The sequence below is a fragment of the Paenibacillus sp. DMB5 genome (genome assembly GCF_001517085.1).
Taxonomy (GTDB): Bacteria; Bacillota; Bacilli; order Paenibacillales; family Paenibacillaceae; genus Paenibacillus_AQ.
On the sequence record NZ_LRAC01000090.1, the window covers coordinates 46,352 to 57,716 of the forward strand.

At 53.7% G+C, this 11,365-nt stretch carries 8 protein-coding genes and 2 pseudogenes; 5 read left to right on the plus strand and 5 right to left on the minus strand.

From position 1 onward, the window contains the following. Positions 1-95 precede the first annotated feature (95 nt). Both AWJ19_RS35170 and AWJ19_RS09110 read left to right on the plus strand, forming a co-directional pair. Positions 96-266, plus strand: coding sequence for a hypothetical protein (locus AWJ19_RS35170; RefSeq protein ID WP_157889974.1), 171 nt, complete (start codon positions 96-98; stop codon positions 264-266). Positions 267-700: 434 nt separating this feature from the next. Continuing rightward, complete coding sequence (locus tag AWJ19_RS09110; protein WP_068723097.1) at positions 701-2,689, plus strand: Na+/H+ antiporter; 1,989 nt, start codon at positions 701-703, stop codon at positions 2,687-2,689. A gap of 131 nt (positions 2,690-2,820) precedes the next feature. Here AWJ19_RS09110 and AWJ19_RS09115 read toward each other — a convergent pair whose 3' ends face one another. Continuing rightward, positions 2,821-4,143 carry a sugar phosphate nucleotidyltransferase gene (locus AWJ19_RS09115; RefSeq protein ID WP_068723098.1) on the minus strand — a complete coding sequence of 441 codons (1,323 nt, stop codon included), beginning with the start codon at positions 4,141-4,143 and terminating at the stop codon, positions 2,821-2,823. 13 nt (positions 4,144-4,156) lie between these two features. Next, entirely contained in the window at positions 4,157-4,972 is an 816-nt protein-coding gene (locus AWJ19_RS09120; RefSeq protein ID WP_068723099.1) for a DUF6492 family protein, read from the minus strand. Between the two features lie 211 nt (positions 4,973-5,183). Between AWJ19_RS09120 and AWJ19_RS09125 the strand changes: the two are divergent. After that, positions 5,184-5,938, plus strand: a pseudogene (locus tag AWJ19_RS09125) (YheC/YheD family protein). 57 nt (positions 5,939-5,995) lie between these two features. Here the strand turns inward: AWJ19_RS09125 and AWJ19_RS09130 are convergent. Then, a pseudogene (locus AWJ19_RS09130) lies at positions 5,996-7,524 on the minus strand (DHA2 family efflux MFS transporter permease subunit). Positions 7,525-7,761: 237 nt separating this feature from the next. Between AWJ19_RS09130 and AWJ19_RS09135 the strand changes: the two are divergent. Then, entirely contained in the window at positions 7,762-8,325 is a 564-nt protein-coding gene (locus tag AWJ19_RS09135; protein WP_068723100.1) for a TetR/AcrR family transcriptional regulator, read from the plus strand. Positions 8,326-8,352: 27 nt separating this feature from the next. On the opposite strand, the gene AWJ19_RS09140 is transcribed toward AWJ19_RS09135, so the two are convergent. Continuing rightward, a complete protein-coding gene (locus AWJ19_RS09140) occupies positions 8,353-9,321 on the minus strand; it encodes a bile acid:sodium symporter family protein (protein ID WP_068723101.1) in 969 nt (322 codons plus the stop codon). Between the two features lie 151 nt (positions 9,322-9,472). Here AWJ19_RS09140 and AWJ19_RS09145 point away from each other — a divergent pair, with 151 nt between their 5' ends. Beyond that, positions 9,473-10,546 carry an LCP family protein gene (locus tag AWJ19_RS09145; protein ID WP_082707789.1) on the plus strand — a complete coding sequence of 358 codons (1,074 nt, stop codon included), beginning with the start codon at positions 9,473-9,475 and terminating at the stop codon, positions 10,544-10,546. Between the two features lie 100 nt (positions 10,547-10,646). Here the strand turns inward: AWJ19_RS09145 and AWJ19_RS09150 are convergent, their stop codons facing one another. Beyond that, positions 10,647-11,198, minus strand: coding sequence for a hypothetical protein (locus AWJ19_RS09150; protein ID WP_068723102.1), 552 nt, complete (start codon positions 11,196-11,198; stop codon positions 10,647-10,649). Positions 11,199-11,365 lie beyond the last annotated feature (167 nt).

Sequence of the window (11,365 nt, forward strand, 5' to 3'; positions counted from 1 at the left end):
AACGGCTTGTTGCCCTGCTGCTCTTGCCGGGATGCCGTTTGAAAATAGCCGTGCCGGGTATTAAGGGGTATCAGGAAGGAAGGAGGTGTGAAGCCATGTATAAGGATTTGCCGCCCGAGCTTCCCCCCAATGTTGTTCCCGAGGTCGACTCTGAGCGCATACCGGAGCCGAAGCCGGCTGATATTCCGCCTGAGGTTATCCCGCGTGAGCAGCCGGAGATTCCGCCGCCGGTCCCGCCGGAGGTTCCGCCTAAGCAGCCGCTGTAACAGCAGTCAGGTTCCATCAGCCTACCGCAATTTTGCAGAAAAGACCAGTTGCAGTACCGCATACGGACTCCTCATCAGTATTTGTCTGGCGACCAATGCTGGAGAGGAGTTATTCTTTGATTTAGGACAGTTTTGTCACAAAATCTAATTGGATTTTTGACACTTAAATCGAATAAATTTGCCGCCTCGCAGGATTTAGTTGGAAAAATGCAGCTTATTTCTGCTAATATAGCTCACCAAGGAGGAAAATGGTGTTTTTAAGTGTGCTTTTTCCAACTAATCTAGTATTAAGTGGGTATGATTAAGAATTAGATGGCAAAAATCCACTTAGTTTAAAGGAAGCAGCGCCGATAAAAAATATAAGGCAAGTTTACATTCCGTTTTCATTGTTTGTTTACACTAAGCCTGACTAAAGAGACGGAGGTAGAAAGCTTTTGGAATTGTTTGAATACATACTGCTGATGCTGGCGGCGCTTGCCGTATCCAATCTGGTGAACCGGTTTATACCGTCGGTCTCGGTGCCGATTATACAGATTGCGCTGGGGGTGGCGATTACGCTGCTGCCCCTGCATTTTGAATTAACGCTTAATCCGGAGCTGTTCCTGCTGCTGTTTATCGCACCGCTGCTGTTCAATGACGGGCGGCATGCCGATAAGGAGGCGCTTTGGAGCCTGCGGAAGCCGATCCTTCTGCTGGCGCTGGGACTTGTCTTTGTAACGGTTGGCATCGTCGGTTATTTCGTGAACTGGCTGCTGCCGGTCATTCCGCTGGCGGCGTCTTTTGCCCTGGCGGCGGCCTTGGCCCCGACTGATGCGATTGCGGTGGGCGCTCTGGAGCAGAAAGTGAAGATTCCCCACCGCACGATGCAGCTACTGGAGGGAGAATCCCTGATCAATGATGCCTCCGGTCTGGTCTCCTTCCAGTTTGCGGCAGCCGCAATGGCCACGGGGATGTTCTCGTTCAGATCCGCCGGCCTCAGCTTTCTGGGCATTTCGCTCGGCGGAATTGTTCTTGGTCTGCTGCTTACCCTGATCAAATACGGTATCGTCAAATGGCTGCGCAGACTGGGGATGGAGAACGTTACCCTGCACATGCTGATTGAGATTTTGACGCCTTTTCTGATCTTTATGGCGGCCGAGGAGCTGGGGGTAAACGGCATTCTGGCTGTAGTCGCGGCCGGGATCGCCCATTCCTTCAATTATAAAAAGATGAATCCCGAAGTCGCCAAGCTGCGGGTAGTCTCCAAAAGCACCTGGTCGGTAATCATCTTTGTGCTGAACGGCCTGGTTTTCCTGCTGCTCGGCACTCAGCTGCCGGAGATCATTCAGACGATCTGGAACAGCCCGGAGATCGGCAATGTGCGGGTAATCCTGTACACGCTGCTGCTTACATTAGCAGTCCTTGGCCTGCGGCTGATCTGGGTGCTGCTGATGAAGGTGCCGGGAGACGGCGAAACACACCCCAGCCCGCGCAAAAGCAGATTCAGAACCGCACTGATCCTTTCGCTGTCCGGCGTACGGGGCACAATTACACTTGCAAGTACATTGTCGCTGCCTCTTTTCCTGGATGACGGTACCGTCTTTCCGTCCAGGGATCTGATTATCTTCCTGGCCTCCGGCGTCATCTTGTGGACACTGCTGGCCTCTAATTATCTGCTGCCGCTATTGCTCGGGGCGGAGGCAGTATCAGTACAGGATGAGGAGGAGACTCAGGCCAAAATCGAGATTCTGCGCAATGTGGTCGCCGGGTTAAACGACCTGTCCACAGAGCAGAACCGGATGGCTTCGGCCCGGATCATCAGTACGTACACTTCAAGAATCCGGATGCTCCGCAAGGATGACAGCCGGGATGAGCTGCAGCGCTCCCTGGGCCTGTCGGTGCTGAAATGGGAGCGGGAGAGCACACTGCTGGCGCTGGAGCGCAGAGAGGTTGATCCCTATACCGGTTACAGATATCTCAACCGGATTAACCGGATGCTGTTCATGCATACCCGCGATCCCCTGTATAAACGGGAGTTGTTCCCGGTCAAGCATTGGGATGAGGTGGTAGGCATTCTGCAGCAGGCACGGCTCAGCAGGCGTGAAAGACGCGCCGAACGGGTCCGGCTGAGAATTCAGAATTGCACTTATGTACTGGAACAGCTGAATGCGCTGCTGGCGCAGGGCGGACCCGATCTCGAACCGGTCACCATGTTTCTCCTGCAGTATGAACGGGTGCTGCTGCGGTTAAACAGGAGCGGAGATGCCGGCTCCCGGGAGGAGTACGAGCAGTCCATGCGGGAGCTGGGCCGGATTGGTATTCAGCTGGAACGCGACAACCTGCAGGTTATGTTCGAGAGCGGCAGGATATCCCGCCAGGGAATGAAGGAGATGAAGCGGGACATTCTGTTTATGGAGCATGATCTGCGCGAAGAAACGGTCTGATAGCAGTCCAAGATAGCGGGCCAATCTGTATCATTTTTCCGGGCCCAAGCAGTCCAAGACACGCACTTCAAGAACTGAAAAGTATACGCAGGCGATATTGGACGGCAAGGGCATCAATGACAAAACGGCTATTACGTGTAGATTGACTCCGCATCACCTTCACAAAGCATCCGGATCTCAATCAGCTCCATCGCGGTATGGGCTCTGATTCCGTGCTGCTCCTCCCGGCTGATGGTGAAAGAATCGCCGGTGCGCGCCGCGGTGTACAACCCGTTCCGCAGGATTTCTCCATGCCCGGATATAACGAGCCAATGCTTGCGGGTATGCAGGGAGGCCGTCTCGGATAGCTCATGATCCGGCAGGATGGACAATTTAATGGTTAGAATCCGCTCCGGACCGCTTGCCGTCCGGTCCAGAATAGTGTAACTCCCCCAGCTGCTTTCTCCGTATCCCGGTCCGGCCGCGTTCTGCTGTACAATCTCTTTGACCGCATTTGCTTCATGCTTGCTAGCAACCAGAATGCCCTCGGGGCTTGCTGCGGCGACGATGCCGGGCACTCCAATCACATGCAGCGGAATGTTCAACTCGTTGATGATTACGGAATCCGGGGATGCTCCCCAGATTCCGCCTGCGCCGGTTACCGGCTGCTGCAGCTCCGCGCTCAGGGCCGCCCAGCTTCCAAGATCGCGCCACTCCCCCTCATGGCGGAGTACAACTGCCTTGCTGCTGCGTTCAGCAATTTCTTTGTCAAAGCTGAGCACCGGCAGGCCGGGATAGCTGTCTGTAAAAGCTGCCAAGTCGGCAGGCAGTCCCATGCGCTCCAGTTGGGACAGCATGAAGCTGAGCCGGAAGGCGAACACCCCGCAGTTCCAGAGCGCAGATGCCTGCAGCAGCTCTTCCGCCCGGCCGCGTCCGGGCTTTTCTTCAAAGGAAATAACCGGAGCGAAGCCGCCGGATACTTGCTCACCGGGGACTATATAGCCGTACTGGTCGGAAGGGTGGTCAGGCCTTGTCCCGAGTAAGGCAAGCTCGGCCCCTGAGGCTGCCAGGACCTCAGTGAACCGGTGGAATAATTGAAAAAATGCATCATCAGCGAACATATCAGCCGGAGCCACGCATATCGTGTCCTCCGGCTTTGCTGTTCCTGCCGTATACAAATGAAGCACTCCCAGGGCAGCGGCAGTAAAGGTGCCGCGTTTATGCGGCTCCCCGATGACCGGATAGCGATTCCCGGTGTAGCGCCGGACAAGGGCGGTCTGATCCTTATGCGTTACAAATAAGGCAGCTTCACCAAGTCCCGCCCGGCCGAGCTGGCGGCATACCCGGCCGATCATGGATTCGGTCCCGCCATCCGGTGCGGGGAGCAGACTCAGGAACATTTTGGATCGGATAACGCCGGACAGCGGCCACAGCCGCTGCCCGGAACCGCCGCAGAGCAGGATGGTATGATGCATGGGGTAAGCCTCCTTAATGCCTTCCGGGAATGGAATATCCTTTGCGCTGATGAAAAGACAGGGAGCGGTAGGTACGGGCCAGCTTGCGGATCTGTTTATCATTCAGACTGGCTGCCGGACTGTGCAGGGATTTGTTGTTTGCGTTTCTCAGCAGCACGGAGTTGCGGCTCCGGCTGTATACATAGTTGGCATACGTTTCATATTCGGAGAAGCCAAACTGTCTTTTCTTGTTGATGCTGCGGATAATTGCCGTATGCCAGGGCAAGCTGTGGCGCGCTTCAATCGTTCTTTTCAAGGCGGCCAGCTTCTTTTTTTCAAACAGCATATAGTGGGTCACAAAGGACTTGGGCGAAGGCGCAGCAGTCCCCAGCAGCTTCCGGTAGGTCCGGAAATATTCCGGCTGGCTCCAGTTCCGGCAATAAAATACGGTCTTCCCTGATGTGCGGAACCGGTGAGGGCGGATCAGCACCGTGTCTGCATCAATAACGAGAAAAAAGGGCTCGCGGCAGATCTGATCACCGTTCATTTTCAGCAGCTGCTGATACAGCCAGCCGGACCGGTTCCAGCGGGAGGAGGAGTAATGGATATCTTGTTTGGTGAACGGCAGAACAGTGGTTTCATCGACGAAGATACAGCTTTTGCGTGTGCACAGCTCTCTGATTCTGCTGCTGGCCGGCGAGACAATAAAAATATGGCTGATCGGATGGCGCACATGGCGGCGGAGGCTGTCGATCACAAAAGGTAAGGTTGCCAGATCCTTGTCAATGGCCGGGATCAGGACGTCGATAGCGGGACCGCTAACAGCGCTCCTTGCGGAAATTTCTGACATTCGGTTCATCTCAGTACATGAATTGACATCTTAGCGTCTGCACTAGATTATTCCTTGCAGGCAGAATATGACCGGGCCAAATTTACTGTAAAGATATTCTCCCAGCCACGGGACAGATGGTTTATTCAGCTGCCGGTACTGCGGCATAGGATGCACTGTGATGTAATTTAGGGGGAGGTTAACCGCCTCGCCCGGACAGGAGAGTGCAGATGTGAAGGCAATCAAGGCTGATCACCTACAGAGTAAATGGGTTAAGACCAAACTGCTGCTTCAGAGCGGTTCTGTCAGACGCTACATTCCGGACACCCGGAAATTCACCAGACGCAATCTGGAGCAGATGATTTACAGCTATGGAATGATTTACGTCAAGCCGGAGAGGGGAACCTACGGGAACGGGGTGATCCGCGCTGAACGGGGAGAACGGGGGGCTTTACCTACCAGTATGAGGAGACAGTCCGCCGGTTTGATACGTTTGAAGCTTTTTATACAAGTCTGGCGAAGAAAACAGGCCGCAAAAGATACCTGATTCAAAAAGGGATTCATCTGCTCAAGCACAACAGCCGCCGCTTTGACATCCGGGTGATGGTGCAGGTAAGCCCCAAAGGAGCCTGGGAAGCTACCGGCATCATCGGCCGGCTGGGACACCCGCGCAAAATTGTGACGAACTACCACAGCGGCGGCAAGCCGACGGCAATTGAAACGCTGCTCCAGAGCCATTTGTCCCCGCACCGGCTGGCACAGCTGACTGAGGAGCTGAACACGCTTGGTGTGCGCATAGCAGCCCACATGCAAAAGACGTATCCCAAAATTCAGCAGATCGGCGTAGATGTCGGGCTGGACCGGTCGCTGACTCCGTGGATTATTGAAGTGAACATGCGGCCTGACCCATATATATTTAATCAGCTCAAGGACAAGACGATGTATAAAAAAGTAATGCGGTACCGCCGGTTCCAGATGAAAAAATAATAATCGGATGGCAAAAGAGCTCAGCGGGATTTCTCCGCTGAGCTCTTTTGAATGTCACTATGCGCCGGGTTGAGGCAGCGCCATAATCACGGCCTCAGGCATTCTCGGTAACAGCCTGCTTGATCGGCTGGCCGGCTTCTTTGCCTGCGGCCGCCCGACCTTCTTGATAAAGAAGGAGAGCAGCAGGCCGAGGACACCGATGCCGACAATGACCAGATAGGCATCGTTGATTCCCTGGATGGAGGCTTCCATAATCATGTGCTCCTTCGTGCCGCCTTGGGCACGCCTGCAGCCATCATCTCTTTCATGTGTGCGGTTGTACGGCTGGTCATTACCGTAACCAGCAGAGAGGTTCCGACAGCGCCGGCCACCTGTCTGGTGGTATTGGAGATAGCCGTTCCGTGCGCATTCAGCTTCGACGGCAGCTGATTCAGGCCCAGGGTCTGAATCGGCATCAGGAGAAGCGCCATCCCGATCCGCCGGCCTGTGGACATCAGGACCAGGTAAGTGAAGCTGGTCGAATCGGTCAGGTTCACGAAGCCGAGTGTCGTGACGATCATGATCAGCAGGCCGGTGACAGCCAGCCATTTTGCGCCGAACCGGTCGAACAGCTTGCCGGTAACCGGCATGAGCAGTCCCATGATCAGTGCACCGGGCAACAGCAGGAGGCCGGACTCCAGCGCCGTGTAGCCGCGGGCGTTCTGCAGATACAGCGGCAGGAGCATCATATCCGCATACATTACGATTGTAACTGCAACGCTGATCAGTGTAGTCAGGCTGAACATGTTGTATTTGAAGGCATGCAGATCAAGCAGGGGATTCTGCGAAGCAAGCTGCCGCCATACAAACAGACCCAGGGCGACAATTCCCGTACCCAGTGTCAGCAGAACCTCCATACTTGACCATCCGCTGCTGGCAGCCTGGCTGAAGCCGTACAGCAGCATGCCGAACCCGATGGTGGACAGGACCACGCTGATCAGGTCAATTTTGGGATAGGTACGCTCTGATACATTGCGCAGATAAATAAATCCGCAGACGATGACAATGAGCGTCAAAGGAATCATACCGTAGAACATTGTCTCCCAGCTGTAATGCTCGAGAATATATCCGGCCAGTGTCGGCCCGATCGCCGGCGCAAAAATAATCGCCAGCCCGACCATCCCCATGGCCGCCCCGCGCTTTTCCCGGGGGAACAGGGCCAGAATAACGTTGGTAAGCAGCGGCATAATAATGCCTGCCCCGGCTGCCTGAATCATCCGTCCGGTTAGCAGCACAGGGAAGCTGGCGGCAAGCGCCGACACGACCGTCCCTGCCAGAAATACAAACATGGACGTCTGGAACAGCTCACGGGTAGTGAAGCGCTGCATCAGGAAGGCTGTAATCGGGATCAGCACCCCGTTAACCAGCATATAACCGGTGGTCAGCCATTGGGCAGTTGCCGCCGCAATGCCGAAATCCTTCATCAGTCCCGGCACAGCAACGCTCATCACCGTCTGGTTCAGTGTTGCCAGAAAGGCACCCAGAATCATGATGAACAAGATGGGGCCCTTTTTTATGGAATTGTCTGTTACTGTTGCTGTACTCATATCACTCCATCCTTTCCGCTCGTCAATGTTACATGGACTTAATTTACAATGTGTTGTATAGTTTACAAGGCATAAAACAAATTATAGTTGAAAATTTCATGTAATCAAGCAACGTTTTCAGAAAAAGTGTAAAGTAATTGACGGTCTGCAGCGGACTGTAGCCTAACTTGATCATAAGAGACATTTTAACGAAAATTGTAGTATACCTTTTTAAGCTGAAGGAGTGGAGAGAACGGGATGGATAATGAAACGCAGCGGACAGACCCGCGGGTAGTGCGTACGCGCCAGCTGTTGAAGAATGCGCTGATTGAGCTGCTTGAGGAAATGGATATCGAAAAAATCTCGGTGAACCGGATTGCAGAACGGGCGGGGATCAACCGGGTAACCTTTTATCTGCATTACCGGGACCTGCCCGATATGCTGGAAAGAATGGCTGATGAGATGGTGGAGGATATTCATAAGGTGGTCAGCAGTCATCCCGAGCAGGCTATCGGGGAGGAGTGGCCGCTGCTGGAGAGTCTCTTAAAGCATATTGAGGCAAATGCGCGGCTGTACAAGGTAACGCTGACGTTCAGGCATAGCACGATTTTTACGGACAGGCTGGTAAAATTAATTGAGGATATGATTACGTCACGGCTTGCGCGTCAAGGGGGGAATCCGGAGTCTGAGGTACAGCGGGATATTGCGCTCTGGTACGGCTCTGCGGCGCTGATCGGTACGATTGTCAAGTGGCTCCGCAGGGACATGCCATATACCCCTGCGTATATGGCCAGACAAATTACGCTGCTGCGTTCACGATGAATGTGGCAGACCGGACCAGGGGGCGGCTCAGGCCGCCGAGGTCCGGTCTGCCGGATGGCTGACTCTGGAACGCCGGCCGAGGATAAATCCGGCGAGTGAAGCAAGCAGCTGCTGGAATACCATGCCAAGGACAACGGGGACAGCAACCGGAGCAGGGAAATAAGATACGGCAAGCACGGCACCGGCGCTGATGTTACGCATCCCGCCGTTAAAGATCAGTGCAACCTCATCCGCCTCATTCCAGCGCAGAATCTTTGCGGTCAGGAAGCAGAGAACATAGCCGGTGGAGGCCATGAACACGATTACGGCCGCCAGACCAACCAGCTTGAGGTCAATGTTGGCCAGGTACGGCGAAATGACCGAACCGTTAATCATAATGACAACAGCCATGAACACCTTGGAGAAGGGATTCAGCCGCGGGCTCCAGACCGGCGCGACCGCTCCCTTGCTCCATTCATTAAGCATCATTCCAAGCAGTGAAGGGACGACAATCATCCAGAACAGGCTGCTCATCATCGCCCATGTATCCAGCTCCACATTCGTTCCGATCAGCACGGACAACACTCCCGGGACGACAAAAGGCGCCAGGAGGGTATCAATCAGAATGATAGACAGCGTAAGGGCGGTATTGCCCTTATAGATGCTCACCCATATAAAGCTGCTGACCCCGGTCGGGATGACTGCCGCCAGCACCAGGCCGGTAATGGTGAACTGATCGGTATAATACAGCAGATTTCCTAGTCCGAAAGCGACCAGCGGCATCGCAATGTGAAGGATAAACAGACAGACGAACAAGGGCAGCGGTTTTTTGATAACATTCACAAAATCCCTGACGCCAAGGCTAATGCTCCCGGCAAACGTCATAAAGGCAAACAGCCAGGGGGACAAGTAAGTATAAGGGGTAAGCGCACTGCCGCAGAGCACGCCGGTAAGCACACTCAGCGGGGTAATCAGCGGCATCATCCGGTTAAGCACACGGTTCAGCTTGAGAAGCATGTCATGACATCCTTTTTCAGTAGGTTCCCCCTATTATACACCTTTTGCCGGATGATGCATGTGACACTATGCTTTTGAGGACCTCTGCCGGCCTATGGTATACTAGTTTACAACTTATAACAGTTAATACATAGCAAGCAGGAGGAAGGGAATGGAGCAACGGAGCAAGAGAAGGAAAGCGCAGCTCGGCAAAGCCCGCAAACGCAATGCGCTGATCACCACGACTGCAATACTGGGCACATGCCTGATTGCCGGTGCTGTATATGCCGGAACACTGTATTTCAAGGCAGAGCGGGCATTGGACTGGATTTCCGCTTCGGGCACAGCCCCGGTTGAAACGGCCGGTCCGGCATCACCTGCTCCGGAGGCTTCGGCTGCTGCAGATGCAGCTGCCGAGGAAGAGAAGAACAAGCCGCTTACGTTCCTGCTGGCAGGGGTCGATAACAGAAGCGGCAGCGGCGGGACGTTGAATACGGATGTCATTATGCCGGTTGTCTATGAGCCTGCTACCAGACGTCTGTCCATCTTATCTATTCCCCGGGATATGAAGCTTGCCAGCAGCGAGCTTGGTACGCATAAGGCGAACTATTACTATGCCTATTATTATGCCCACAACAAGGGCGAGGATTTGCAGAAGACGAGAGAGTTCTACGGCAACCTGCTGCAGATGGACATTGATCATATGATCCTGGTTAATTTTGCGGCCTTCAGCAGTATTGTTGATGAGCTGGGCGGGCTGGATATTGATGTACCGATGGATATGCGGTATGTGGATAATGCGGACGGCACCAATATCAATCTCAAAAAAGGGATGCAGCATCTAAACGGCAAGGAAGTGCTTGATTTCGTCCGCTACCGCAAATCGAACCGCGGTACGGCAGAGTCCTCCGATTTCTCCCGCAATGAACGGCAGCAGGAGGTGCTTAACCTGATCCTGGACAAGCTGGATTCGGTAAGCGGCATTACCAAGTGGGGCGAGATCATTGATATTCTGGGCGATAATATCCGCACGGATATTGATAAGGACCAGCTGGTCAGCTGGATTATGAACTACAAGACGATGAAGCCTGCAACCAGTGAGCTGATCACGCTCGAATCGGAATGGAAGAGCCCGTATGTTTACGCGAATGAAGAGGATCTGCTGGAGAAGCTGGAGAAGCTGCGCAGCCCGCTCGGTCTGCCTGCACTGGATAACAGCCGGCTGCTTCATGATTTTGGGCTTTAATAATAGTGGTTTTTCATGAGGAAATACAAGATAAGGGAGCTATTCTCCATTAAGCGGAGAGTAGCTCCCTCATTTTAAAATACAGATTTAAATGCGCAGGTTAACCCCTTTTCCGGTGGTACCTGACAATGGTTGCAGCTGTTACTATCCCGATTACCACTAAGCCTCCGATGGTCCAGGCATCAATAGGGGTATTGTCTGCCAAAGAGCTGTTATCATCTGCGGGCTGCTGCGGGGCAGGCAGCAGTGCAATTTCCTTATTCTGCAAATACTCCGGCCCGGCAGAATTATTGCTGATTACGGCAGAAGGTGAACATAACGGATTTTCCCACTCACCGTCCGTCTGCTTAAGATAGAACAGGTAGTCTTTGCCCGTCTCGCTCGGGCCGTTAAGCGCACCCCAGGTGATGTTTTCCTTCAGGATGAGCGAATGCTCCGTTATTGTTTTGAAGCTTCGCTTAACCGTGATATGGAGCTCGTTTGAGGAACCGTCATCGCTTGGAGACACCTTATCGACATGTCCGATGACGATGCCGTCGTAATGATCATACGCTTGTTCAACCGTCGGCAATTCGGCGCAGGATAAGGCAAAGGAGCTGCCGGCAGGCAGAAGGAGCATTATTAAAAGAGCAAGCAGGGCTGCTCTGAGCATATATATTCACCTCCGTGATACATATCTGACGGTTGCTGGATGAGAAAGGTTGCAGCGGGGAAAGACTGTTTGAAGCAGGCGTAACAGCGCATACGCCGTGGACAACGTGAACACATCAATCCCGTAACCCCGTAACCCGTAACCCGTAACCCGTAACCCCGTAACCC

Bases quoted from the DNA above. Each gene is read 5' to 3' on its own strand.
- AWJ19_RS09140 (WP_068723101.1), bottom strand. From the start codon at position 9,321: ATGCTTCTCAAGCTGAACCGTGTGCTTAACCGGATGATGCCGCTGATT.
- AWJ19_RS09120 (WP_068723099.1), bottom strand. From the start codon at position 4,972: ATGTCAGAAATTTCCGCAAGGAGCGCTGTTAGCGGTCCCGCTATCGAC.
- AWJ19_RS09150 (WP_068723102.1), bottom strand. From the start codon at position 11,198: ATGCTCAGAGCAGCCCTGCTTGCTCTTTTAATAATGCTCCTTCTGCCT.
- AWJ19_RS09145 (WP_082707789.1), top strand. From the start codon at position 9,473: ATGGAGCAACGGAGCAAGAGAAGGAAAGCGCAGCTCGGCAAAGCCCGC.
- AWJ19_RS35170 (WP_157889974.1), top strand. From the start codon at position 96: ATGTATAAGGATTTGCCGCCCGAGCTTCCCCCCAATGTTGTTCCCGAG.
- AWJ19_RS09115 (WP_068723098.1), bottom strand. From the start codon at position 4,143: ATGCATCATACCATCCTGCTCTGCGGCGGTTCCGGGCAGCGGCTGTGG.
- AWJ19_RS09135 (WP_068723100.1), top strand. From the start codon at position 7,762: ATGGATAATGAAACGCAGCGGACAGACCCGCGGGTAGTGCGTACGCGC.